Origin of the sequence: Pseudonocardia sulfidoxydans NBRC 16205, from assembly GCF_007989085.1 — a bacterium.
GTDB lineage: Bacteria > Actinomycetota > Actinomycetes > Mycobacteriales > Pseudonocardiaceae > Pseudonocardia > Pseudonocardia sulfidoxydans.
Genome location: NZ_BJVJ01000001.1, coordinates 201980 through 227585 on the forward strand (window position 1 = coordinate 201980; position 25606 = coordinate 227585).

At 69.6% G+C, this 25606-nt stretch carries 19 protein-coding genes; 12 read left to right on the top strand and 7 right to left on the bottom strand.

The features are described 5' to 3' along the window. The first annotated feature begins 220 nt into the window (after positions 1-220). Together PSU4_RS00910 and PSU4_RS00915 are read left to right on the top strand one after the other, a co-directional pair. The gene (locus PSU4_RS00910) at positions 221-991 is read left to right on the top strand and encodes a FadR/GntR family transcriptional regulator (protein ID WP_147101688.1); all 771 of its coding nucleotides are present in this window, start codon (positions 221-223) and stop codon (positions 989-991) included. A 176-nt stretch (positions 992-1167) separates the two neighbouring features. Continuing rightward, positions 1168-2379: a cytochrome P450 gene (locus tag PSU4_RS00915; protein ID WP_147101690.1), complete on the top strand. Its 1212-nt coding sequence runs from the start codon at positions 1168-1170 to the stop codon at positions 2377-2379. Positions 2380-2712: 333 nt separating this feature from the next. Here the strand turns inward: PSU4_RS00915 and PSU4_RS00925 are convergent, their stop codons facing one another. Continuing rightward, positions 2713-4074 (bottom strand): MBL fold metallo-hydrolase, encoded by a 1362-nt coding sequence (locus PSU4_RS00925; RefSeq protein WP_246114877.1) that lies wholly within the window; start codon positions 4072-4074, stop codon positions 2713-2715. Between the two features lie 180 nt (positions 4075-4254). Then, the gene (locus tag PSU4_RS00930; protein WP_147101694.1) at positions 4255-5733 is read right to left on the bottom strand and encodes an amidase; all 1479 of its coding nucleotides are present in this window, start codon (positions 5731-5733) and stop codon (positions 4255-4257) included. A 355-nt stretch (positions 5734-6088) separates the two neighbouring features. Between PSU4_RS00930 and PSU4_RS00935 the strand changes: the two genes are divergently transcribed. From PSU4_RS00935 to PSU4_RS00945, 3 genes are all read left to right on the top strand, one after another. Further along, complete coding sequence (locus PSU4_RS00935) at positions 6089-8179, top strand: hydantoinase/oxoprolinase family protein (RefSeq protein ID WP_147101696.1); 2091 nt, start codon at positions 6089-6091, stop codon at positions 8177-8179. A 25-nt stretch (positions 8180-8204) separates the two neighbouring features. Then, positions 8205-10184, top strand: a complete 1980-nt coding sequence (locus PSU4_RS00940; protein ID WP_147101698.1) for a hydantoinase B/oxoprolinase family protein — start codon at positions 8205-8207, stop codon at positions 10182-10184. An 87-nt stretch (positions 10185-10271) separates the two neighbouring features. Continuing rightward, on the top strand, positions 10272-12608 hold the full coding sequence (locus PSU4_RS00945) for a penicillin acylase family protein (RefSeq protein WP_147101700.1): 2337 nt from the start codon (positions 10272-10274) through the stop codon (positions 12606-12608). Between the two features lie 19 nt (positions 12609-12627). On the opposite strand, the gene PSU4_RS00950 is transcribed toward PSU4_RS00945, so the two are convergent. Continuing rightward, positions 12628-13740: a PucR family transcriptional regulator gene (locus PSU4_RS00950; RefSeq protein ID WP_186816675.1), complete on the bottom strand. Its 1113-nt coding sequence runs from the start codon at positions 13738-13740 to the stop codon at positions 12628-12630. A 201-nt stretch (positions 13741-13941) separates the two neighbouring features. Here PSU4_RS00950 and PSU4_RS00955 point away from each other — a divergent pair, with 201 nt between their 5' ends. Continuing rightward, the gene (locus PSU4_RS00955) at positions 13942-14442 is read left to right on the top strand and encodes an enoyl-CoA hydratase/isomerase family protein (RefSeq protein ID WP_147101706.1); all 501 of its coding nucleotides are present in this window, start codon (positions 13942-13944) and stop codon (positions 14440-14442) included. Between the two features lie 74 nt (positions 14443-14516). On the opposite strand, the gene PSU4_RS00960 is transcribed toward PSU4_RS00955, so the two are convergent. After that, positions 14517-15215, bottom strand: a complete 699-nt coding sequence (locus PSU4_RS00960) for an IclR family transcriptional regulator (protein WP_186816676.1) — start codon at positions 15213-15215, stop codon at positions 14517-14519. A 233-nt stretch (positions 15216-15448) separates the two neighbouring features. On the opposite strand from PSU4_RS00960, the gene PSU4_RS00965 reads away from it, so the two are divergent. The 5 genes from PSU4_RS00965 to PSU4_RS00985 are packed head-to-tail and all read left to right on the top strand — an operon-like array spanning position 15449 to position 21007. Next, positions 15449-16507 (top strand): Rieske 2Fe-2S domain-containing protein, encoded by a 1059-nt coding sequence (locus PSU4_RS00965; RefSeq protein ID WP_147101710.1) that lies wholly within the window; start codon positions 15449-15451, stop codon positions 16505-16507. Positions 16508-16517: 10 nt separating this feature from the next. Then, entirely contained in the window at positions 16518-17786 is a 1269-nt protein-coding gene (locus PSU4_RS00970; protein WP_147101711.1) for a homogentisate 1,2-dioxygenase, read from the top strand. After that, complete coding sequence (locus PSU4_RS00975; RefSeq protein WP_147101715.1) at positions 17783-18955, top strand: alpha/beta fold hydrolase; 1173 nt, start codon at positions 17783-17785, stop codon at positions 18953-18955. The genes PSU4_RS00970 and PSU4_RS00975 overlap by 4 nt, the downstream gene beginning before the upstream one ends. A 37-nt stretch (positions 18956-18992) precedes the next feature. After that, complete coding sequence (locus PSU4_RS00980) at positions 18993-20222, top strand: acyl-CoA dehydrogenase family protein (protein ID WP_147101718.1); 1230 nt, start codon at positions 18993-18995, stop codon at positions 20220-20222. Between the two features lie 20 nt (positions 20223-20242). After that, the gene (locus PSU4_RS00985) at positions 20243-21007 is read left to right on the top strand and encodes an alpha/beta fold hydrolase (RefSeq protein ID WP_147101720.1); all 765 of its coding nucleotides are present in this window, start codon (positions 20243-20245) and stop codon (positions 21005-21007) included. 10 nt (positions 21008-21017) lie between these two features. Here the strand turns inward: PSU4_RS00985 and PSU4_RS00990 are convergent, their stop codons facing one another. The 3 genes from PSU4_RS00990 to PSU4_RS01000 are packed head-to-tail and all read right to left on the bottom strand — an operon-like array spanning position 21018 to position 24680. Beyond that, positions 21018-21815 carry a citryl-CoA lyase gene (locus tag PSU4_RS00990; protein WP_147101723.1) on the bottom strand — a complete coding sequence of 266 codons (798 nt, stop codon included), beginning with the start codon at positions 21813-21815 and terminating at the stop codon, positions 21018-21020. Beyond that, positions 21808-23358 (bottom strand): class I adenylate-forming enzyme family protein, encoded by a 1551-nt coding sequence (locus PSU4_RS00995; RefSeq protein WP_186816677.1) that lies wholly within the window; start codon positions 23356-23358, stop codon positions 21808-21810. The genes PSU4_RS00990 and PSU4_RS00995 overlap by 8 nt, the downstream gene beginning before the upstream one ends. Next, positions 23355-24680 carry an MFS transporter gene (locus tag PSU4_RS01000; RefSeq protein ID WP_186816678.1) on the bottom strand — a complete coding sequence of 442 codons (1326 nt, stop codon included), beginning with the start codon at positions 24678-24680 and terminating at the stop codon, positions 23355-23357. The genes PSU4_RS00995 and PSU4_RS01000 overlap by 4 nt, the downstream gene beginning before the upstream one ends. An 87-nt stretch (positions 24681-24767) precedes the next feature. Here PSU4_RS01000 and PSU4_RS01005 point away from each other — a divergent pair, with 87 nt between their 5' ends. Further along, positions 24768-25586, top strand: coding sequence for an IclR family transcriptional regulator domain-containing protein (locus tag PSU4_RS01005; RefSeq protein ID WP_186816679.1), 819 nt, complete (start codon positions 24768-24770; stop codon positions 25584-25586). Positions 25587-25606: the final 20 nt, after the last annotated feature.

Below are 25606 nucleotides of genomic sequence, written 5' to 3' on the forward strand. Positions count from 1 at the left end.
TCGCGAACGGAGCATTGGACCTCGCAGACAGGCACGATGGACTTCAAGCAACGTGCATTGGGGTACCGCTTTGTCAGCGTTGATGTAACGTAGGGCAGCATTTAGTGCACGTCAAGACGGACGTGTCGCGAGCGCCCCGGCGAGGATCATTGCTACGGTGTCTCGTCAAACCGGTATCGATACCGGCGGCTGACGCCGCACGTCGAAGGGAAGCCGCAGGATGAACCAGGTCGTTCTGAGCTCAGCTGCGCGGCAGGTCGCCGATGTCCTCCGCGAGGAGATTCTCGCGGCACTCGAGCATCAGGCCGAGTTCTTCCTGGGGTCGGAGGAGGACCTCATGAGCCGGCTCGGTGTCGGACGTCCGACTCTGCGTCAGGCTGCCCGCGTCCTCGAGCAGGAACAGATGCTCGCAGTGAAGCGCGGGGTCGGCGGCGGCTTCTTCGGGCGACGCCCGACGTCCCACGTCGTCACGCACACGGCTTCGCTGTTCCTGAGGAGCCAGGGGGCCACCTACGCCGATCTCATGCGCTCGCAGATCACCATCAGCGTCGCGTGCGCGGAGCTCGCGGCGGCAAATCCCGACGTCGCAGAACGAAGGCGCGCCGCCACGTGGTACGCCGAACGCCTCCCCGAGGGCACCGACGGGATCAGCGGCCCACGCTTCTTCTCGGTCTGCGCCGGCTTCCACCGCCTGCTCGCGGAACTCACGGACAACATCACGTTCCGCCTGTTCGTCGACGTCCTGCTCGAGCTGGCCCGTCCGGTCGCGATCGACTCCTTCCACGACCGGTCGACGATCGTGCAGACTGCGCGGAACCACGCTCGCATCGGACGGGCGGTGCTGGCCGGGGAGTCGGACCGCGCCGGCGAACTGATGCGCGGCGGCCTCGAGAACGCCCTCACCTGGACCAGGGCGAGCCGGCCTCTCGACGAACGCACCCAGCCCTCGACGAGCACGTCGGTGGACGGCAGCCACGGGCGGGACACCTGACCGCTCGACGCGTGCCGCCTAAACAGGCACTTCTTTTCGACGTGGCACTTGCGTCGGACCCCTTGTGACAGCCGTTGACGTCTGCTCACAAGCTCAACAGGTATCTCAAATGTCAGTTTCGACGGCTCAAGTCTCGGCTTTGGTTGAGCCGGTCACACCGACGACGGGACACGACAATGACGTCGCGAGAATCGATCATCACGGCCGACCTGCCGATCGTCGACATCGCACGACCCGACTTCTGGCAGGACATCCACCGGCCGCTCGCCGAAGCCCGCGACCGGTCCCCGGCGATGCGCACCACCGACGGCGCCATCTACCTGCTGCGGGCCGACGACGTCGAGACCATGCTGCGCGATGGGCGTTTCCTCGCCAGCGACCTGCTCGGGCTCCAGGGACTCCGGAGCGGCCCGGTGTGGGAGTGGTGGATGCGGGTGATGTTCAGCCGCAACCCACCCGACCACACCCGCCTGCGACGACTCGTGGGCAAGGCCTTCACCTCGAGGCGGGTGGCCGGCTTTCGCGGCGAGATCCGTAGCCAGGTGACCGACCTGCTCGAACCCGCCCTGGCTAGCGGAAAGGTCGAGATGATCGCGGACGTGACGCACGTGCTCGCATCCAACGTCACGGCCGCCTTCATCGGGATTCCCCGCGAGGACTGGTTGACCTTTCGCGAGTGGACGTCCGACATCGGCTTGGCGTTCGGCGCCGCCGTTGACCCGGACATCCGCCGGCGTGTGGAGACCGCGCTCGCCGAACTCGACACCTACGTCAACGGCTTGCTGGAGCGCCGCCGGTCGAACCCGAGCCCCGACCTGCTCTCAGCGCTGCTCGCAGTCGAGGACGCCGGGGACAGGCTCTCGCGTCAGGAACTCGTGGACCTGGTCGAGAACCTGATGTTCGCCGGGCACGACACGACCCGCAGCGGAATCGCCGTCGTCATGAAGGTCCTGGCCGAGAACGCGGACGCGTTCGCTCGTCTGCGTACCGACCGGAGCCTGCTCCCGGCAACTGTCGACGAGGCACTCCGCTACGAGAACATCATCTTCACAACCGTCAGGGAGGCGTCCGAAGACCTCGAGATCGCCGACCTCCACGTTTCCGCGGGCACCCCCCTCGCCGCCTGCTTCCCCTCCGCGTGCCGCGACTCGCGCAGGTACTCGAACCCGGACCGGGTCGACATCACCAGGCGTGAGAACTCCACCGTGTTCGGTGTGGGCATCCACTTCTGTCTCGGCGCCGCGCTCGCCCGGGCCGAGATGCAGGAGGTCGTCGACCAGATGGTGCACGCGTGCTCGAGTGTCGAGCTCGCGGAGCCTGTTCGGTGGACCCCGCTGGCGCACATCAGGCGACCGGAAGAGGTTCGGCTGGCGCTGACGGTCGTCTGAGAATCGGTCGCGTCGCGATCGCCTGCACGGACCCGCGACGACCGACCCGGGCCCGATGCAGGACGACGCGAGGTCGAGCAGCGATCGCCGACCTGATGGGCGTCCTGGTCGGATGCTTCCGCCCTCCCAGCGTCCCCGACGGGGTATCCCGGCTGCGACTCGTCGCCCGCGCCGGCATCGACCCTGGCGATGTCGCCGACGCGACGAAGGCTGCGGCGCACATGTTGCGGCGTCGGTAGGGGCCGGCCGGTCCGACGGTCGGTGAGCGGGTCCGAGCCGTGACCGCACAGCTGTAGTGGTGCCGAGGCCGGACTGCCGCGTCTCGGCTCTACATCATGCCGTCGCCAGCCCGTTCGCGACCGCGTTCCGGTAGTCGTCGTCGACCAGCACGACCTCGTGCCCCGCCCGTTCGAGCAGGCTCGCCGCGACCGCGGCCCGGGCCCCCGCTGCGCAGTGCACCCAGAGCGGGCGAACCGGCAGGCTCGACGTCCCCGAGGGGATGTCGGCCCACCGCAGGTGCGTCGAGTCCGAGATGGCTCCCGCCGCGCGCTCGTGTCCCTCCCGGACGTCGAGCACATGGAGCGCCGTACCGGCTCGACGCGCCTCGGCCAGCTGCGCGAAGGTCGCACGGGGGTAGGAGCGGAGTTCGTCGTCCTCGGCGAGGGCGGCCGGCGCCCCGATCGCGGCAGCGGCGGGCCTGTCGATGCCGATGCGGATCAGCTGCCTCTGCGCTGCGCGAATCCGGTCGGCCGACTCGCCCAACAGCACGAGTGGGGCCCCCCAGGGCAGCATGGAGCCGACGCGGGTCGCGAACTGATCGTCCAACGGAACGTTGACCGTGCCCGCAACGTGTTCCGCGGCGAAGGACACCCGGTCCCGGAGGTCGACGACCCAGTGCCCGCTCTCGATGTGCCGACGCACGCCGCTGCGGTCGGCGGGGCGTGGCGCGGTCAGATCGAACGGACCGGGTCCGGCGAGGTTGAGCGCCCCCATGTGTGCGTAGTACCGCGGGTAGGGCACGAATCCGGCGACCAGCCGGGACGCGAACGCGACCTCGTCGCTGTCGTCGAAGACGATGTTGGACAGCAGTTCGTCGCCGAGGGTCCCCCCGGCGGCGCCCGAGCTCGGAGTGGCCGAGCAGAAGCTGCCGAATCCGTGCGTCGGGAACATCAGCGAATCGCGTGGAAGTGTCTCGGCGAGGCGGCGGGCCGACCGGAACTGAAGCCTCCCCAACTCCTCGGCGCGCCCCGGGTCGACGAGATCGGTCCGCCCGACCGACCCGTACAGCAGCGAACCGCCGGTGAAGACCGCCGCAGGGCCTTCGCCTGACGTGACCACATAGGCCATGTGACCGTCGGTGTGGCCGGGGGTCGCGATCGCGGTCAGCACCATTGCGCCCAGGTCGACCGTGGCCCCGTCGGCGAGGGTCCGGCACCGGAAGCCTGCGCCTTCGGCCCCGGCGACGATGTAGTCGGCGCCCGTTCGCCGAGCCAGGTTCAGCCCGCCGCTCACGTAGTCGTTGTGCACATGGGTCTCGACGACGGCGGCGCAGCCGAGGCCTCGTGCCTCGAGGACGGCGTCGACCCGGTCGATGTCCCGCTGCGGGTCGACGACCACCGCCGTCGACCCGTCGTGCACCACGTAGCTGCGATCGCCGAGCTGCGGCGTGGAGATCGTTTCGACGGACACGGTCACGGCGCCTCCTCCGATGCTGAAATGACCGTACATTGAACGAGACGTAATTCACAGTCTGGAATCGTCGCGGCTTCCACACGCCTCGAAGAACTCGCCCTCCCCCGTGACCACCCTTCCTTCGGTCCTGGCGACGGCCGGCTACGTCCGGCAGGACCCGGGCGGCGGCAAGGAATCGGTCATCTAGGCCGTGGCGTCGCAGCGGGCGTCATCATCGCCCGCCGCCGCAGAGACCGGAGGCCACCGGTGAGACCAGGGAGCCTCTGCCTCGAGCTGCCCTGCGAGTCCGAACAGCACGTGCTCCTCGCCGAGTCGCGCAACAGCCTGCACCCCCACGGGCAGACCATCCGACGTCCAGTGCAGCGGCAGCGACACTGCCGGCTGCCCGGTCGCATTCTGCAGCTGGGGGAACGGCGCGAACGACCACATGCGGCGACGAGTCTCGAAAGGGTCCGCGTCGGGTTGGGTCACGAAGGAGCCGATCGGGACAGGCGGTTGTCCGAGTGTCGGCGTGAGCATCACGTCGAACTCCTCGTGGAATTGCGCGACCTGCCTGCTCATCGCCTGGAGGTCTTGCGCTGCCGTGAGGTACTCGCCGCCGCTGATCTTTTCGCCGCGTCGAGCCATCAACCACACCAGCGGCTCGATCTCGTCCTCGCGGGGCTCCCGGCCCTTGATGCGCGCGACGTCGCGTAGTCCGGCAGCGACCGCAACGGCGAGCATGCGGGTGAAGTTGTCGAAGAGCATGTCCTCGTCGATCGGTGGTCGAGCCTCGACGACCTTGTGTCCCAACGATTCGCACAGCGCCGCCGCTCGCCGTACAGCTGAGCGGCATTCCTCGTGGATGTCGTTGCCTCCGTAGGTGTGCTCGGTGAACGCGATGCTCAGCGGTCGCTTCAGGCGTGCGGTGGCGTCGAGATAAGTCGTCGGAGGGTTCTCGAACCAGTACGGCGCACCCACGTCCGGCCCGTGCGTCGCGTCGAGGGCGGCGGCGCTGTCCCGGACGCTCCGGCTGACGACGTGTTCAGAGACGAGTCCTCCCCAGACCTGGCCGTAGCGGGGGCCGAGGGGGTTGCGACCGCGGCTCGGTTTGAGGCCCACGAGCCCACAGCACGACGCCGGGATCCGGATGGACCCGCCACCGTCGTTCGCATGTGCGAGTGGAACGAGTCCTGCAGCGACGGCTGCAGCGGCACCGCCGCTCGAGCCACCGGTCGTGATGTGCAGGTTCCACGGGTTGCGAGTTGCTCCGAAGAGCTTCGGCTCGGTTGCCGGGCCGACCGCCAGCTCGGGAAGGTTCGTCTTGCCCAGGATGATCAGCCCCGCTGCCTTGTACCGCCGCGTCAGCTCCGCGTCCTGCGTCGACACGTTGCCGTCGAGGAACCGGCTGCCCGCTCGGTAGGGAGATCCGGCGTACTCGGCGAGCAGGTCCTTCAGCAGGAACGGGACCCCGTGGAGTGGGCCTGCCGCCGCGCCCGCGGTGGACGCCGTACGCGCGGCTGCCAGGCCTTCGTCGAACATGCGGTGGATGACCGCGTTGATACGCGGGTTCAGGCGTTCGATGGTCGACATCGCTGAACGGACGAGCTCCTCAGGAGTCACGTCCCCCCGACGAACGAGCTCCGCCTGCCCGACCGCGTCCAACTCGATGAGTGCCGACATGTCCAGATGACCTCCGGTCCCGTCCTGCGGCCGGCAGCCACGGGGCGGCACCGGCACCTTGTCAGGACGCTAGGCCCCAGTCCTCGCGCGATCGATGGGCAGACATCGCGCGAGGACACGTCTGGCTTCGACGAGTGCTCAACCACGGTCGCGCTGGACCCGACCAGGCCCGGCAGTCGTTGGACAGCAACTGCACAACCGACCCCTGTCAAGGCTGTGAGCCTGCCGCTTGTGACCGGCCGGGCGTGCGTCTGTACTGGGTGCTCCGGTCGTTGTGCGCCAGGTCACCATTGCGTCCGACCGGCTCACCGGCCACCCACTCACCGGCAGTCGAACAACCGGAGGGACACCCGACATGACGTGGCGAGTTGGTATTGACATCGGGGGGACATTCACCGATGTCGTCGCGATCGAGGAAGAGACCGGACGGCGGGTGTACGAGAAGGTTCCCTCGACTCCCCGGGATCCCTCCGAGAGTTTCGCGAACGGGCTCGGCGGACTCACGGAGCATGGAGTCGACGCGACCGACACCGCGATGGTCATGCACGGCACGACGGTCGCGACGAACGCGATCCTCGAGAGCAAGTACAGCGAGGCCGGCCTGATCGTCGCGCAGGGGCACCGAGAGGTGCTCGAGTGCGCTCGTCAGACCGTCCCCGGAGGATTTGGCAACATCGCCTACTGGGAGAAGCCACCGCGGGTGGTGCCGCTCGAGCTCGTCCGCGAGGTGAAGGGCCGCATGGCCCACACCGGTGACGAGATGGTGCCACTCGACTCGGGCTCGGTACGCGCCTTGGCCGAGGAGTTCAAGAGCATGGGCATCGAGGCGGTCGCGGTCTCGCTGCTCAACAGCTACCGCAACCCTGGCCACGAGGAGGCCGTTCGCGCGATCTTCGCAGAGGTCTACCCCGAGTGCTACCTCACGCTGTCGTCCGAGCTCAGCCGTGAGTATCGCGAGTACGAGCGCACCCTGAGCACCTGCCTCAACACTGCGCTGATGCCCGCGCTGACGCGGTACGTCAAGCAGCTGTCGGGCGCGATCGCCGACAGCGGGGGCAAGTCGGAACTGTTCGTCATGCAGTCCAACGGCGGCCTCGTCCGGGATGCCGATATCGCCACACAGCCGATCAAGGCCGTCCTGTCCGGTCCCGCGGCCGGTGTGCTGGCCGCGTGCGCGTTCGGGCAGGTGTCCGACGAGCCCGACCTGATCACCCTGGACATGGGTGGCACCAGCACGGACATCTGCCTCATCGAGAACGGCCGGCCGCACATGTTGGCCGAGGGCAAGATCGAGCACTACAACATCAAGACACCGATGGTCGACATCACGACACTCGGCGCCGGCGGCGGCTCGATCGCGACGATCGTCGGTGACGACTCGCTCCGCGTCGGCCCCCAGAGTGCCGGCGCCAGCCCGGGCCCGGCCGCCTACGGCAAGGGCGGTACCCAGGCCACGGTCACCGACGCCCACGTCGTCCTCGGTCGCATCCCGGAGGCCACCCTCGGCGACGGGTCGATCACGGTCGACCGCGACGCGGCACGAAAGGCCGTGGCCGAGAACATCGCCGACAAGCTCGGGGTGAGCCCCGAGGAGGCGGCGCTCGGCATCCTCCGGCTCGCAAGCGAGAACATGGCCCGCGGCATCAGCCTGACGAGCGTGGCCCGCGGGCGCGACCCGCGCAGGTTCACCCTCTTCCCGTTCGGCGGCGCCGGCGGCCTGCATGCGTGCAGGTGTGCCGAGATCATGCAGACCGGCAAGGTTCTGGTCCCCCTCGCGCCCGGTCTCGCCTGTGCCGAGGGCCTGCTGATGACCGACCTGCGCACCGACGCCGTCTACACCTACGTGCGACGCGAGGACGAGATCGATCTCCCCGAACTCCAGCAGGCGTACCGCAAGATCGCCGAGGAAGCGCTGGCCGCCGCTCGCCGTGAGGGCGTCGAGCAGCAACGGATCGGCGTGGAGACATTCCTCGACTTCCGCTACAGCAGCCAGGCCTACGAGATCCGCGTGCAGGTCGACTCCCATTTCGACGGGGACGCCCAGGAGCTGTCCGAGGAGGCTTGGAACAAGGCGATCGAGCAGTTCCACGACGCCCACGAGCGGACCTACGGCTACTCCTACAAGGGCCAGGACCCGGTCGAGATCGTCGCGGTCGCGGCGGCCGGCATCGGCGAGCTCCGCCGGCCGCCGATCAACGAGATCATCCCGACGAACACCACCTGGGCCGAGGCGAACATCGGCGACACACAGGTCTTCTTCGAGTCGAAGGCCGGCCATGAGGGCGGCTGGGTCTCCACCCCCGTCTATCCACGAGACGGTCTGCCCGTCGGGGTGTCGACGTCCGGTCCGGCGATCGTCGTGCAGGAGGACTCGACGTTCGTGTTGGAGCCGGGCTGGTCGATGACTGTGGACAAGAACGGCCAGATCCTCGCCACCCGCGACTGACTCGACGCCTCGAACGGAGACGGACATGACCGAGGAAATCACGCACTTCACGATCGACATGACCCCGTACGAGGACCGCGCCCGCTACGAGCCCATGCGGCTCAAGAGCTGGCCGCGAGACGACGCGGCGTGGGAGCGGGTCCAGAAGCTCAAGCCGACGCTCGACTCCCTCACCGTCGACGTCATCGGCGGTGCGCTCCAGTGGGCCGTCGAGGAGGGCGAGGCCGTCGTCGAACGGATGGCGCGCAGCAGCATCATCCGCGAGCAGCACGACTACCGCGCCTCGATCAACTCGATCGACTGCGACAACGTGACCACCGTGTCATGGGCCGCGACCGCGGACCCGATCCGGGACACGTACGCGCTCGACGAGATCGCCCCCGGCGACGTCTACATCTACAACGACGTCCACGGGTCGTGCGCCACGATCGGCCACCTGCCCGACTACTGCATCGTCATCCCGATCTTCGGGGAGGGCCGCCTCATCGGCTTCTCCCAGGTGTTCGGCCACGTCACCGACGTCGGCGGTGCCGTGCCGGGGAGCTGGCCGATCCGGTCGACGAGCATCTACGAGGAGGGCACGATCTGCCCGGTCATCAAGCTGTTCGACGCCGGCAAGCTCAACGCTGACGCGCAGAAGATCATCCTGCGCAACAGCCGCTTCCCCGGCGAGCTGCAGGGCGACATCGACGGGTTCATCGCGTGTGCGCGTTTGATGGAACGCCGGGTCCTCGAGCTCATCGACCAGTACGGCGCCGACGTCGTCGAGGCGGCGTTCTACGCGATCATGGACCGCTGCGAGAACGACGCGCGAGCGCACGCGCTGCCGAACATCCCCGACGGGACCTACGTCGGCGAGGACTTCATCGAGGAAGACGGCATCTCGACGAAGCCCATCAAGATCAAATACACGATCCACAAGGACAAGGACCGCATGGTAATCGATGCCAGCGGCACCGGTCCGACCGCGGAGGGCCCCGTCAACTGGGCAATGGACGGCCGCCACTACATCAAGTGGCTGGGAGCCTTCCTCGCAGGCGAAGCGGGCCAGGAGATTCTCGTCAACGAGGGTATGGGCCGCGTGATGCAGATGATGATCCCGCCCGACACGGTGCTGTCGGCCCGGCATCCCGCGCCCGTCGTCGACCGCATGGAATGCATGCTGGTGATGATCAACGCCTACACTGCGGCGCTGGCCAAGGCGCACAAGGGAAACGTCATCGCCGGGATGATGAACATCCAGCTGTACGGCATCTGGGGCCACGATGACGAGGGCAACGAGTACCTCTACCGCGAGATCTTCGGCGCCGGGTCGGGTGCGCGGCCGTGGGCCGACGGGACCGACACCGTCGACCTCGTCCCCCATTCGAAGAATCTGCCGGCGGAGTTCATCGAACAGCGCTACCCGATCGTCGTCGAGCGCGTCGGCCTGTACAAGGACTCCGGCGGCGCGGGGCTCTACCGTGGCGGCCTCGGATACCTCAAGGACGTACGGTGTCTCGCCGACGGGTTCCTCTCCATCACGGCATACCGCACCGTCTTCGGCCCCTTCGGCGTCAACGGCGGCAAAGCCGGGCTTCCGGGGGTGTGCTGGATCAACCCGGGCACGCCTGACGAGGTCAGGCTGGTCCACCGCCAGCAGATGGTCCCGGTGAAGAAGGGCGACGTCGTGCGGATCACGACTCCCGGTGGCGGCGGGTGGGGCGATCCACTCAAGCGCGACCCGGACGCCGTGTGCCTCGACGTCCACCGGAACCTGGTGTCGCCGGAGAGCGCGCGCGACGACTACGGCGTCGTACTCGTCGACAGTGGCAACCCGCGGCACCCCCTCGCCGTCGACGTCGACGCGACCGAGGGCCGCCGCCGGGAGCTCGCCGCCAACCGGGCTCCGCTGAAGCTCATTGAGCGCGGAGAGGCCTTCAACAAGATGGTCGAGGAGGGCCTCATCGAGGTCAGCGACTTCGACGACCTCGCCTACGACGAGAACGGCAACCCGGTCGGCTGAGCGCGCCGCAGCGCCGGGGGACGGCTCGCGCCGTCCCCCGGCGTTGCCGCCTGCCGTCCAAACCGCGCACACCTTCTAGGAGTCACGATGAGTCAGCAGGACACACCTGCCGACCGACGGGTCCACGTCGTCCCCGGCCTCGAGTCGTCGGTCGAGATGGTGATCGACCGGTGGGGCGTCACCCACATCTACGCCTCGTCCTCGCACGACGTGTTCTTCGCGCAAGGCTTCAACGCGGCTCGCGATCGGCTGTGGCAGATCGACACGTGGCGACGTCGCGGCCTGGGACTGCTGTCCGAGGTGTTCGGACAGCAATTCGTCGAGCGTGACCGAGCCGCTCGGCTGTTCATGTTCCGCGGTGACATGCGCCAGGAATGGCTCGCGTACGGCTCCGACACCAAACGAATCGCGTCCGCGTTCGTGGCCGGCGTGAACGCCTACGTCGACATGGTGTGCGCCTCCCCCGATCTGCTGCCGCCGGAGTTCCGCCGGCACGGCTACCTCCCGGCGCGTTGGAAGGCGGAGGACGTCGCCCGGATCCGAAGTCACGGCCTGTTCCAGAACGTCCGGGAGGAGGTGGCCAGAGCTCGGACGATCAGGGACTACGGCATTCCTGTCGAGGAGCTGCGGAAGGTCAGGGAGCCGTTCGTCCCGTTGACGGTGCCCGAGGGCCTGGACCTCGATGCGATCCCCGACGACGTCCTCGACGTGTACGAGCTCGCGACGAGCGCCCCGGACTTCGCCGACCCGGCTCGCGTCCCGTCGTCCGACGCCGTCCTGATGGAGGGCAGCAACAACTGGGTCCTCGACGGGACCGTCACGTCGACCGGGCGCCCGATCGTGGCCAACGACCCGCACCGCGCGTTGTCGCTGCCGTCGCTGCGCTACCTCGTCCATCTGCACACGCCGAATTTCAGCGTGATCGGCGGTGGAGAGCCGGCGCTGCCGGGGGTGTCGATCGGCCACAATGGATCGTTGGCCTTCGGGATGACGCTGTTCAGCGTCGACCAGGAGGACCTGTACGTCTACGAGCTCGATCCTCACGACCCGATGCGCTACCGCTATCTCGACGGGTGGGAACGGATGCAGGCCGAGCGCAGCATTGTCCCGGTCCGCGGGGGTACGGAGGCCGAGGTCGAGCTCCTCTACACGCGGCACGGGCCGGTCGTCCGCACGACGGCGACGCACGCGTTCGCCGTCCGCGCCGCCTGGCTCGAGCCGGGTATGGCCCCGTATCTCGGCAGCGTCGACTACATGCGGGCCAAGGACTTCGAGAGCTTCGGCGCGGCCATGAACCGGTGGGGCGCACCGGCGGAGAACCAGATCTACGCCGACGTCCACGGAAACATCGCCTGGAAGGCCGCGGGCCTCACCCCGCGGCGGCCGAACTGGGACGGGACGCTGCCGGTTCCGGGTGACGGTCGCTACGAGTGGGACGGCTTCTACGACGCCGACGAACTGCCGGGGACGGAGAACCCCGAAGCGGGCTGGTTCGCCTCCGCCAACGAGATGAACCTCCCGCCCGAGCATCCGGTGGACAAGACGATCACGCACGACTGGTATGCCCCCGATCGGAAGCGGCGGATAGACGCGACGATCTCGGCCGGGAGGGTGCGATCGGTCAGCGACGCCGCACGACTGCAGACCGACGTGACGAGCCTCCCCGCGCAACGGATTCTCCGGGTGCTCCGCAGACTCACCGATGGTGGTGGGTCACCCGGCCTGACGATCCTCGGGGGGTGGGACGGTGCCCTCGACGTCTCGTCTGCCGCCGCCGCGCTCTTCGAGGTGTGGCATCGGCGGCACCTGCGCCCGGCGGTGCTCGCCGCGGCGCTGCAGCGCCTGCTGTCGCCCCAGGACGTCGACGCGGCAGTCGCACGGCTCGTACCCGACGAGTCGCTGCTCGCCGACTCCCGGGTCCTCCTCGACCTGCTCGAGCAACCTGGCGATCGCCTCGGACCCGACCCTGACACGACACTGCGCCACGTCATGACGTCGTCGCTCAAGGCCGCGTTCGCGGAATGCGGGTCGCTGATGGGTGAGGACCCCTCGACGTGGGCGTGGGGGCGCCTGCACGTCTCGGAGTTGCGCCATCCCCTCCGGCTCACCGACGACAGCACCGGCGAGGAACTGAGGGTCGGCCCGGTTCCTCGTGGCGGCAGCGGGGACACGGTGTGCGACACCGCGTACGACGCCGCGTTCGTGCAGACCGGAGGATCGACGTTCCGCGTGGTGATCGACGTGGGCGACTGGGACGCGTCGCTCGCACTGAACCATCCGGGACAGTCCGGCGACCCCGCCTCACCGCACTTCGACGACCTGGTGGACGGGTGGGCGCAAGGACACTACTTCCCCCTGCTCTACAGCCGCGTCGCCGTCGACGCGGCCGCCGAGTCCGTGCTCGAGCTCCATCCGCCGGGGTGAGCCTGCCCCTGCCGTCGCACTACAGGGACCTACCGGTCGGCTTCCCCGCCGTCATCGCGAAGAGGAAGCCGGCCGCGTCCCGCGGTCGGCGCACGTCGAAACCGGTGAGGCTGCGCAGCCGCTCGAGCCGGTTGAGCACTGTGTTCCGATGGCAGAAGAGCTCACTCGCGGCGCGGGAGACCGTACCGTCTCCCTCACAGAACACCTGCGCGGTCTCGAGGAGCACGTCGGCGTCCTGAACGTTCTCCAGACAACGATGGATCCGGTCGGCCAGTGCCTGCGTCACCAGCGGGGCCTGTGTCGCGGCGACGGAGAGCCACGCATCCTCGAGCATGCCCGGCGAGTCCCGGTCCTCCGGGAGCGCAGCGAGGATGTCGGAGGCGATCCTCGTGGCGCGGGGAACCTCGTCGAGCCCGTGGGCGGGCGGAGCGACGGCGCACCGGATTCCGGCGAGGCAGTTCAGGACGCGCTTGTCCTGCTCCTGCGTGCTTCGGATGACGAGCAGGTCACCGCCTTCGACCTCCTGGTAGTGGAAGGACCACCTCAACGCTGTCAGCGCGTCGCGCGCGTCGCGGAGCCGCCCTGCGTGCTCACGCGTCGCGATCACGACCCGGAACCGGCCGTCAACCGGAAGATCGAGCACGTCCGCGGCATTCTGGACGACGTCGGCTCGTTCGCCGTTGCACTTCAGGAGGCGACGGAACCACTCTCGTCGCCGGTCGTCGGACAAGTCGTCGAGCTCGTTCGAGCGGCGACGGTACGCCTCCGTGATGCGCTGGGTGTGGTCGTCGACGACCGCCCAGACCGCCGGAGCCTGATGCAGCAGCACCGTGGCTTCATGTTCGTCGGCCGCCGCCAGCATCGCCTCCCAGACGATCTGGAAGTCGCGGTTCGCCGCGGCCTGCACCTCGTTGATGGGCACACCCTGCTCGGCACGGCGCACACCCACCCGGTGCGACACCTCGGCGAGGTCGTCGGCGACCTCGAACCCCGCGATCCGACGCCAGATGAGCTCGAACACCTCGAGCGCCTTCGCCCGGACCTCGTCGTGGTCGACCCACGAGTCGCCGTAGAGGCCCGACTGCTTGAGCAGCAACAGCCACGCACGGTACTGGTCCTCGACCCGGGGCAAACAGCGAACGGCGACAGCCGCGAGCACCTGTCTCGAGGACTCGTCCACGTCGGCGTGACCCACATCGTCACGATAAGCGAGCAGACCCCACGTCGACATGCTCAACCGGCGCTGATCGTCGAGTGCCCCGAGACCCCGCGGTCATACAGGATCAGGTCGTGACGCACCGTTCGATTCGCGTGACCCCCCAGGTCCGTCACCGTGGCCCGAATACACGGCCACGCCATCGGTGGGGGTCTGCTCCTGGCAGTTGCCAACGACATCAGGGTCGCCGAACGAGACACACGGTTCCGCGTCCCCGAGGTCGCGTCCGGCATCCCGCTGACCTGGGGCAGCACTCCCCTGCTCGTCGAGGAGGTGGGCGCGAGCGCCGCGCGGGAAATGATCCTCTTCGGCACCGAGCTCCGAGGTGACACGGCCGCGAGCGTCGGCCTCGTGCACGCCGTCACGGACGGGCTCGACGCCCTCGATGCCGAGGTTGCACACCGGGTCGCCCACGTTGCAGCGCTCAGACCAGAAGTGGTCGCAGTGACGAAACGTCAGTTCCGCCTCTCCGGAGCCGCCTACTCGGAGGAGCACCTGGTCGCCGACGCGGCCGACTACGCGTCGCTGATCTCGCCCGACCGGGACCCGCGCACGTCCGCACGGCGTGCCCGGGAGCGGCATGCGCCTGTCCAGGAGTCGCCCCCAGCCCTCGGTTGACCTCGGTCAGCGCACTCGGCCGTGAGGTTCCACCCGATCGCCACACGGATCGCCCCTGGTCGCGCGGCGAGCGGTCAGAAGGAGGTCAGCGCGATGTGGCCGGCGAGGTCGATCACGGCGGCCCCGAGCTTCTCGAACTCGTCGCTGCGCTCGCGCGGGATGATGAAGCCGACGCTGCCGTCGGTGTGGCCCGCAACCGTGATCGGCGCGCAGATGCCTGCGAAGTGCGGCAGCACCTCTCCCACGCTGACGGCGTAGCCACGCCTGCGTGCCTCGGTGACCTCGGCGAGCTCACCGGGCACGGCGTCTCGGCCGGCGAGGATCGCCCAGCCGTGCGCGGCCTGCTGGATCGGCAGCCGCGAGCCCGGACGCATGCCGACGCGGAACGCACCGGACGGGGGCTCGACCGAGCTGATGACCACTGCCTCGTCGCCGTTGGCGACCATCACGACGATCGTGGCGTCGAGGTCGCGCGCCGCCTCGGCCAGCAGGGGCGCGGTGCTCAGGCCCGAGCTCTGCGCGACGGCGCGCGCCAGGGTCAGCAGCTTGTAGCCGAGGTGGTAGCGGCCGTCGGTGGCCCGGATGACGAAGCCGTTGCGGGCCAACGTCGCCACCAGTCGGGTGGCGACGGTGCGTGGTAGCCCCTGCGCCCCGGCGATCTGGCTGATCGTCATGCCGTCCGGCGCCGACTGCATGGTCTCCAGGATCTTCAGCCCGCGTTCGAGGGTCTGGGCGATCTGGCCGGGACGGTGGTCGGGGTCGTCCGCCGCCACGGACCTCACCTCCCCTGTGCCGCCCATGTCGTCCGGGTTCCTGTCGTCGAACCGAGTGTAGTGATCGTGAGCGTCGATCCCGGAACGCCACGAGGGGTCGCCATGGCCGTCGGCAGGGTGTGTTGACGCCCCCGGAGGGATGCCTCTACCTTGACCCACGTCACTCAAAAAACGGTTATGGCGTCCGATAATAGGTCGCCCGAGCGGACATCGTCCAGGCGGGAGCGGAGCCGATGGAGAAGTACGGAGTCGCGGCGTCCCGATATCCGACGCAATTCCCGCGGAACCAGTGGTACGTCGCCGGCCTCGCCCGCGACTTCGGGCGGGTGCTGCAGCAGCGCTGGCTGCTCGACGAGCCGGTGTGCTTCTACCGACGTGAGGACGGCACGCCCGTCGCGCTGGCCGACCGCTGCATCCACCGCCAGATGCCGCTGACGCTCGGCCGGCTCAAGGGCGACGACGTCGAGTGCGGCTACCACGGCATCCTCTTCGCCGCGGACGGCCGCGCGCGGAAGGTGCCCTCGCAGAAGCACGTCCCGGACCGGTGCCGCGTGCGCGCGTACCCGGTCGTCGAGAGCGGTGGGCTGCTCTGGATCTGGATGGGCGACGCCGACCGCGCCGACGCGGCGTCGATCCCCGGCCATCCGTGGCTGGACAGCCCGCAGTGGCGAGTGGTGGGTGGGACGCTGCACATGAACTGCCGGGCGCAGCTGTTGAACGAGAACCTGCTCGACCTCTCGCACGTCTCCTACCTGCATCCCGACAGCATCGGCACGGATGACGTCGCCGAGGCGGACGTCGAGACCGAGATCGAGGACCGTCGCGTCCGGGTCACCCGCGACATGCACGACGTCATGGCGCCGCCCGCCTTCGAGAAGGTCCTGGGCCTGTCGGGCCGCGTCGACCGCAAACAGGTCGCGGAGTACTTCCCGCCCGGGTTCCACGTCTCCCACCTCGACGTGAAGCCCGCCGGCGCCACCGACGAGTCGGCGACGTTCCGCCACAAGGCCATCCACTGCATCACGCCCGAGCGCGGCAAGAGCGCCCACTACTTCTGGCTGCTCACCCGCCAGTACCGGATCGACGACGACGAGATCGACCACCTGTGGCTGCAGGCGATCCCGCGCGTCCTGGAGCAGGACATCGTCGCGTCGGAGGCGATCGAGGAGGTTCTCGCGGCCTACGAACCCGAGTACCCGCCGGAGATCAACATCAAGGTCGACGCAGGACCACTGGCCGCCCGCCGCATCATCGCCCGGATGGTCGCCGAGGAATCCGCCGAGGAACGTTAGGAACCGCCGCGTGCCGCACTATCGCTCCGTGGGCGAGCTGCCCCCGACCCGTCACACACTCTTCCGCACCTCCACGGGTGCGGACTGTTTCGAGGAGTTCATCGGCGAGGAAGGGTTCTCCGGCTCGGGTTCCCTGCTCTACCACCTCGGCGTTCCCGCGAACCTGGTCGACTCCCGGTCGTGGGACCTCGGTGACCTGAGCACCGAGGTCAACCATCCGCTGCTGCCGCGCCACTTCCGGTTGCCCGAGCTGTTCCCGCCCGACGCGCCCGCCGGTCGCGACGCGGTGCGGGACCGGCGCCTGGTGCTCGGCAACGACGACGTCCGCATCAGCTACGTCGTCGCCGACGTCGCGTCCCCGATCTACAGCAACGGCATGGGCGACGAGGTCGTCTACATCGAGGGCGGTTCGGCCGTCCTGGAGTCGGTCTTCGGGCGCCTGCGCGTCGGTCAGGGCGACGTCGTCGTGGTGCCGCGGGTCACGCTCCACCGATGGGTCCCGACCGACGTCGCGACGACGGGACCGCTGCGCGCCTACGTCGTCGAGGCGAACGGCCACGTGTCCTTCCCCGGGAAGTACCTGAGCAGGCACGGGCAGTTCCTGGAGGGCTCGCCGCTCACCGAGCGCGACATCCGTGGGCCCGAGGGCCCGCACCTGGCTCCCCCGCAGGACGCGGACCGCGACACCGAGGTCTACGTCAAGCACGGGGACGGCGCGCGGGTGCTCGGCTCGGTGGTCGTCTACGACCACCACCCCTTCGACGTCGTCGGCTGGGACGGCTGCCTCTACCCGCACGCGGTGAACTACCGGAGCTTCATGCCCGTGACCGGCAAGGTCGCGCAGCCCCCGCCCACCTACCAGCTGCTCGAGGGCGCCAACTTCGTCGTCTGCCTCTTCGTGCCGCGGATGCTCGAGTACCACCCGGGCGCGATCACCGTGCCGTACTACCACTCCAATGTGGACTCGGACGAGGTGATGTTCTACTTCGCCGGCGAGACCGCCGCCCGGAAGGGGTCGGGGATCGGGAACGCCTCCATGTCGCTGCATCCCGCGGCCTACACCCACGGACCGATGCGGGACGCCTACCTGAACTCGGTCGGAGCGCGCGAGCACACCGAGGTCGCCTTCATGGTCGACACCTTCCGGTCCCTGCGCCTGGGCGAGGGCGCCCGCGCGTGCGTCGCCCCCGAGTACGCGTGGACGTGGGCCGGACGCGGCCCGCGGGGTGCGGCGGCGGACCACGCCGCGGCGCCGGCCACCGACGGGAGCCTGCGGTGAGTGGGGCGTTCACCCGCACGCCGGTGATCGTCTGGTCCGAACGCACCGACACCGGGCCTGCCGAGACCTACGGGTTCGCCGGGTCGGCGGGCGTCGTCATCGAGGGGCAGCTGCTGCGGGGCGAGACCGCGTCGGACACCGTGTACGTCTTCATGCACCCCACGACGACACTGCACCTGCTGCCGCTGCCGGAGGCCATGGCCGCTGCCGGACGGCACGTGCTCTGCGCCGCCAGCCGATACCCCAAGAACGACTCCACGCTGATCATGGAGAAGGCCGTCCTCGACCTCGGGCGCTGGGTACGGTGGGCACGCGAGGAGGCCGGCTACCGCAGAGTCGTGCTGATGGGCTGGTCCGGCGGCGGTTCCCTCGCACTGTTCTACCAGGCCGAGGCCGAACGACCGTCCGTCACGTCGACACCCGCCGGCGACCCCGTCAGCACCGTCGATGCCGGCCTGGTCCCCGCCGACGGCCTCGTCCTCGTCGCGGCGCACCTGTCGCGTGCCGAGACGCTCACCGAGTGGATGGACCCCTCGGTACTCGACGAGGCGCAGCCCGGGAACCGTCGGCCCGACCTCGACATCTATGCCGCCGATCCCGTCCACCGTCCGCCCTACGACGCGGGTTTCGTCGCGGAGTTCCGCGCGGCGCAGCAGGATCGCAACCACCGCATCACCGCCTGGGTGCGCGAGCAGCTCGCGACGCTGCAGGCCGCGGGCGGGCCCGAGGCCGAGCGGCCGTTCCTGGTGCACCGCACCATGTGCGACGTGCGCTGGCTCGACCCCGCCGTCGACCCCAACGACCGCAGACCGGACTGGTGCTACCTGGGCGACCCGCGCGCGGCCAACGTCGGGCCGCTGGGTCTGGCCCGCTTCAGCACCCTGCGGTCGTGGCTGAGCCAGTGGAGCCTGGAGGCGTCACGGGCGAAGGGCGCGGAGAACGCGTCCCGCGTCGCCCGGACCCCGGTGTTGCAGATCGAGAACACCGCCGACGACGCCGTCCCCGCCACCCACGGCCGGATCGTCCAGACGGCGCTCGCGACCCCCGACAAGGAGTACGAGCAGATCGCGGGCGCGACGCACTACTACAAGGGCCAGCCCGAGCACCTGACCCGGTGCCTGGACCTGATCACCGACTGGTGCACCCGGCACGACCTTGCCGACCAGTGACCGAGCGACGCCGCCCGAGGAAAGGAACCGAGGGGCAATGACCACCATCGACTCGCAGCCGACCACCACGCACCCCCACCGAGGCGTCCGGCAGGACATCCTCGACAACGTCGAGAAGATCCTTCCGGTCCTGGCCCGCAACGCCGACCGGACGGAGACCGAGCGCAAGCTCCCCGACGAGAGCTGGAACGCACTGATCGAGTCCGACGCCCTGCGGATCTGGCAGCCCCGCCGGTTCGGCGGCCAGGAGGCCAACTACCGGACCTACGTCGACGTCACCGTCAAGGTCGCCGGCGCCTGCGGGTCGTCGGGATGGCTGTGCTTCATCCTCAACCACACCGACTGGCAGCTCGGTGGGATGAGCCTCGCCGCCCAGGAAGCGGTGTGGGGCAACGGGCTCGACGCGAAGATCCTCGGTCCGCTCTCACCCGCCCCCGGCGTGCAGGCGCGGCGGGTCGACGGCGGCACCGTCGTCAGCGGCGAGTGGCCCTACTCCTCGGGCAGCGAGCGGGCGAAGTTCGCCCTGATCGGCTACCCCGTGGTCACCCCCGAGGGGATCCCGTACATGGAGTGCGGCCTGATCTCCCTGGACGTCGTGTCCGAGATCAAGGACACCTGGTTCGTCGCGGGCATGGCCGGGACCAACAGCAACACCATCGTCGTCCCGGAGACGTTCATTCCCGACGAGCACCTGATCACGATGCCGGAGATGATCACGGGACAGTTCCGGACCCCGTTCACCGAGGAGCCGCTCTACCGTCAGGACGTGGCGACGGTGTTCCACGTCGCGACCCTTCCGCCCGTGCTCGGTCTCGCGAAGGCCGCGTTCGACCTCACGCGCGAGAAGATCACCACGAAGAACCGGCCGCTGACCTACACGATGTACACCGACGCGACGAAGGCACCGAACATCCAGGCTGCCATGGCCGAAGCGGGTTGGTTGATCGACACCGCGCTCGAACAGACACGCGCGATCGCCGACGACCTCGACGCCCGGGCGGAGGCCGGCGTGCCGGTCGAGCCGGTCGAGCGGGCCCGGCACATCATGCAGATCGCGAAGGCGCACCGCTCGTGCCGCACCGCGATGGACCTGGTCCTCGACGTCGGTGGCGCGGGTTCGTTCGCGTCCGGCAACCCGGTGCAGCGCATGTGGCGTGACATGTCGGTGGCGTCGCGCCACGGGCTGTCCGTCCCGGGTGTGAAGGAGGAGCTCTACGGTCGGGCTCTCCTGGGCGCCGACGAGCAGCAGATGACGCCGATCCGATGACCCCGACAGGAGATGCACAGATGAGTACAGGACCGCGCGTTGTCGGAACCGGCCCGAACCGGGTGCTCGCCTTCCACGGATGGTTCGGGTCGTCGGCCGGCTGGGGGCACTTTCCCGAGTACGTGGACCAGGAACAGTTCAGCTACGCGTTCCTGGACTGCCGCGGGTACGGCCGTCGCAAGGACGTCACCGGCGAGTACACGATGGAGGAGATCAGCGCCGACGCCCTCGCCGCGGCCGACGCGCTCGGCTGGGACACGTTCCACCTGCTCGGGCACTCGATGGGCGCGTTCGCGATGCAGCACCTGCTCGTCGCCGCCCCGGAACGGGTGCAGAAGCTGTACTCGCTCAGCGGCGTCCCCGCCACCGGCGGGCAGCTCGACGACCAGGTACTGGGCATGTTCAGCGCGGCGCCGCAGAGCCTCGAGGCCCGCATCGGGCTGACACACTTCGCCACCGGCTCCCGGCTGCCCGACTCCTTCGCCGCCCGCATCGCCACCGAGTCGCAGGCGAACTCGACCGTCGAGGCCTTCGCCGGGCACCTGCTGCCGTGGGCCCGGGGCACGGACATCTCCGAGCAGGTGCGCGGGCTGAAGCACCCGGTGAAGGCCCTCGTCGGCGAGTACGACCCGGCGCTCACCGAGGAGGTCTCGCGGGCGACCTGGCTGGAGTTCTTCCCCGACTGCGAGATCGGGACGATCCCGAACACCGGTCACTACGCGATGTACGAGGCGCCGGCCTGGCTCGCCGCGTCGGTGGAGGAGTTCTTCCTGCGGCGCGTCTGACACCGGGCCGTCACGGGCGGAGGTGGCGGGTGGCGGAGTCGTCGGTGGTGCGCCAGATGGTGTTGGCCATCGGCTCGGCGAGCTCCTCGCGCAGGTGCCCGACGAGGCCGACGGTCCGGGCGATGACGCCGAGGCCACGGGCGATGCGCCAGTCGACCCCCAGCAGCACGACGCTCGCCCCGATCGCGCCGGTGATGTTGGGGGGCAGCGACCGGCCCGAGGCCTCGGAGGCGGCGGCGGACACGGCACGCAGGAGGCGACCGGGGACGCTCGGGAAGCCCAGGGACGTCGCGAGGTCGAGGAGGGCCTCGGCGCGGGGGTCGACGGGCTTGTGGATCGGGTGCCCGACGCCGGGGACGTGTTCGCGGCGCGACCGGAAGCCGTCGACGATTCGTGCCGCCTCGGCGGCGATCGCGTCGTCGTCGGCGTCCGCGCCCAACGACGACGCACCGGCGGCTAGGTACTGCGCGGAACCCTCGATGGTGCCGACGAACCGGCTGCCCAGGCCGAGCAGCCCGGCGGCGACGGCGCTCTGCAGGGACTCGGGCGCGCCGAGGTAGGTGAGCCGCGTCGCCAGGGCGTTGGGGGTGATGCCGTGCTCGACGAGGCTGACGAGCGCGGCGTTGAACAGGGCCGCCTCGGCGTCGGCCGGCATCCGCTCGGTGAGCAGCAGGAACGCGAAGGCGCCGAGGTCGACCTTGCCGATGAGGTCGGTGCAGAGGTCGCGGCCGAGGACGGTCACGGAGGTCTCGTCGCTCCAGCAGATGTCGCTGCGGACGTCGAGGGCGGGGGCGGGGGCGTCAGTCATCGGTGCTGTCCTTTACGTGAGAGGGCTTCTCGTCGGTGAGGAGCTTCTCCAGCTCGTGGCGCAGGATCTTGCCGAAGGCGTTGCGGGGCATGGACTCCGTCGTGACGAAGTGGATCTCCTTGGGGGTCTTGAAGCCGGGGAGCTGCGCGCGGCAGGCCGCGATCAGCTCGGCCTGCGGCACGGATCCGGCGGTGTGGACGACGAAGGCGACGGGGACCTCGCCCCAGCGGTCGTCGGGGCGGCGGACGACACCGGCCTCGAGCACGCCCGGCGTCTGCAGCAGGACACGTTCGATCTCGGCGGGGTAGACGTTCTCGCCGCCACTCTTGATCATGTACTTGACGCGGTCGACGAACGAGAGGGTGCCATCGGGGTGCCGCAGCAGGACGTCGCCCAGGTGGAACCAGCCGTCGCGGAAGTCGGCGAGGTTGGTCGCCTCGTTGTCCCAGTACCCGCTGAACAGGGTGGGGCCGCGCATCGCGACCTCCCCCGGTTCGCCGTCGGGGACGTCGCGGCCGTCGGGGGCGACCAGCCGGACCTCGCAGTAGGCGCTCTGCTCCTTGGCGAACCCGGTCGGTTCGACCCCGACCGGGATGACGCCGGCCGAGCAGGGCGGGCAGCCGGTCTCGGTGGCGCCGAAGGTGTTGGCGTAGGGGGCGTCGAGCAGCGTCGTGAGCGCGGCGATCTCGACGGGCCGCACCAGGTCGGGCATCACGCCGCACACCGTCACACCAGCGGGGCGGATCCCGTTGTCGCGCAGAGCGTCGGCGAGCCGGCCGACGGTCCCGGGCATGACGAGGAGCCAGCCGATGCGCTCGTGGGCGATGACGTCGAGGAGGGTGTCGACGTCGAACCCGTCGACGACGACGACCTTCCCGCCAGACATCAGCGTGGACAGCGAGTTGTCCAGCGCACCCATGTGGTGCAGGGGCGACCAGGCGACGAACGCGTCGCCGGCGGCGATGCCCAGCTCGGCGCGGGTGGCCATGGAGCGGGCGATCTCCGCGCGGTGGCTGATGCACGCGCCCTTGGGCGTCCCCGTGGTGCCGCTCGTGTAGAGGATGACGACGAGGTCCTCGGCCCCTGCCGCGTTCGGCTCCTCCCGTTCAGTGGCAGCCGTGAGGTCAGCCTCGAAGGCCGGGCCCAGGACGAGCACCGGTTCGGGACGACCCTCGACCGTGTGCCGCGACGACCGGATCGTCACCCTGGGGGCGACCAGGTCCAGGCAGGCGTCGATCTCCGCGGCCGTGGCGCGGGTGCTCGCGGTGGCGACGACGGCGCCGAGGCGGGATGCGGCCAGGATGATCTCCAGGTACTCGGGGCGGTTCTCCGAGACCAGGCCGATCCGGTCGCCGTGGCGCACCCCGGCGCGGTCGAGAACCGTTGCGAGCCTGCGGGTCCGCTCCCCCAGCGCCCGGTAGGTGACCTGCCGGGAGCCGGACTGCAGCGCGACGCGGTCGGGATGCGTCCGGGCGCGGGCGTCGACGAGGTCGACCACGGAACTGCCCGCGGCGGCCCGGACGAGCGACTGCGCGTCGGTCACCGGGCCACCTCCGCGGCGTCGTCGGGGTGCACGACGCTCCCGGAACCGGCAGCGGGCGGGCGCGCCATGAACACCCCGACGAGGCCGATCAGGCTGGTGAACACCATCCAGCCCGCGATGCCCCACGGCGCTCCCCCGGCCCAGCCCAGCAGCGCGGCGGCGATGAGCGGGGCGAGACCGCCGCCGATCGCGGTGCCACCCTCGCGTCCGATGGACACGGCACTCATCCGGCTCTTCGTGCCGAACATGGCGGTGAAGTAGGCGGGCTGGATCGCGTCGGAGGCCGCGGAGCCACCGGCGATGCCGACCGTCACGGCGATCACGACGAGCGCCATGCTGCGCGAGTCGACGAGCAGGAAGAACGGGAACGCGAAGACGGCCTGCACGACCAACGCCGCGATCATGACCCGGCGGAACCCGAGCCGGTCGCCGAGGTGGCCGTAGAGCGGGGCGAGCACGCAGGCGACGGCGGCGCCGACGACGGTCGCGGCCAGCACGGACGAGCGCGGCAGGTCGAGGGTCGTCGTCGCGTAGGTGAGGACGAAGACCGAGACGATGTTGAACGTCGCGTTCTGGCCGACGCGCATCAAGAAGATCGCGACGACGTTGCGCGGGCGGCGCAGGGCCTCGACGATGGGCGCTTTCTCCCGGCCCTCGCGCTCGGTGAGCTGCGAGAACTCCGTGGTCTCGGTCAGGCCCCGCCGGATCCAGAGTGCGACGCCGATGAGCACGATGCTGATGAGGAACGGGACACGCCAGCCCCAGCCGAGCAGGGCGTCGTCGGTCAGCACGGCGGAGAGTCCGGTGTAGACGAACGAGCCGAGGATGAGGCCCGCGAACACCGCGCTGGACAGGAACGCGCCGAAGAAGCCGGGGCGCCTGCTGCCGTTCTCCTTGGTCATCAGGGCCGCGCCGCCCCATTCGCCGCCGGTGCCGAGGCCCTGCAGGACCCGCAGGACCACCAGCAGGATGGGGGCGGCGACGCCGATCTGGGAGTAGGTCGGCAGCAGGCCGACACCGACGGTCGCGACGGCCATCAGGACCAGCGTCGAGATCAGGACGGTCTTGCGACCGAACCGGTCACCGAGGTGTCCGAAGAGGAACCCCCCGAGGGGGCGGGCGGCGAACCCGGTCGCGAACGTCGCGAACGACAGCAACGTGGCGGTGGCGGGATCGTCCGCGGGGAAGAACAGCGTGGGGAAGATCAGTGCTGCGGCGGTGCCGTAGAGGAAGAAGTCGTACCACTCGATCACCGTGCCGATCGAGACGGCGATGGTGATCCGGCGTGTGGTGACGGGTGGTCTGCTCGAATGCTCCTGCACGGCGCCTCCTCGTCGAGACTTGACAATGTTTCGCTGAGCGAAGAAGATTTCGCTGGCCGAACAGCAGCGTGCGACGAGGAGGCGCGAGTGTCAACCCCGAGTCCTGCCGTGCCACCCGACAAGGAGCAGTTCGTCAGCGCGCTCGCGCGGGGGATCGCCGTGCTCCGCGCCTTCGGGCCCGGCACCCCGGAGCTGACGTTGAGCCAGGTCGCGGCGTCGACCGAACTGAGCCCCGCCGTCGCCAGACGGTTCCTGCTCACGCTGGTGCAGCTCGGGTACCTCCGCCAGATCGACCGGAAGTTCGTCCTCACCCCGAAGGTCATGGAGATCGGCGCGAGCTACCCCGACTCGATGAACCTGGCAGAGGTCGCGCAGCCGTACCTGCAGTCGGTGCGCGACGAGACGGGCGACAGCGTCTCGCTCACGACCCTGTCCGGCGACGACATCATCCATCTCGCCCACGTGCAGACGGAGCGGTTGCTGCGCTTCGCCGTCACCCCGGGCACGCACGTCTCCGCCTACGTCTCCGCCAGTGGCCGGGCGATGCTCGCGTTCCTGCCCCAGGACCAGCTCGACGAGTACCTCGCCGGGCTCGCCGTCGAGCAGCGCACGCCCTACACCGTCACGACGAAGGACGAGCTGCGCGAACGGCTCGCCGACGTGCGCCGGAAGGGCTACGCGCTGGTCGTCGACGAGCTCGACATGGGGATCACCGTCATCGGCGTGCCGATCCTGATCGCCGGGCTGCCGCTCGCCGGGGTCAGCTGCGCCGCGGCGTCGGGCACGCGCTCACCCGAGGAGTTCGCCGCCACCCGACTGCCGCTGCTCCAGTACGCGGCGGGCCTGCTGAAGAAGCAGATCGAACGCTCCCCCGCGCTGGTCCACTCTCTCGAGCCCGTCCGCTGACGGGTCGCGCGTCGACCCGG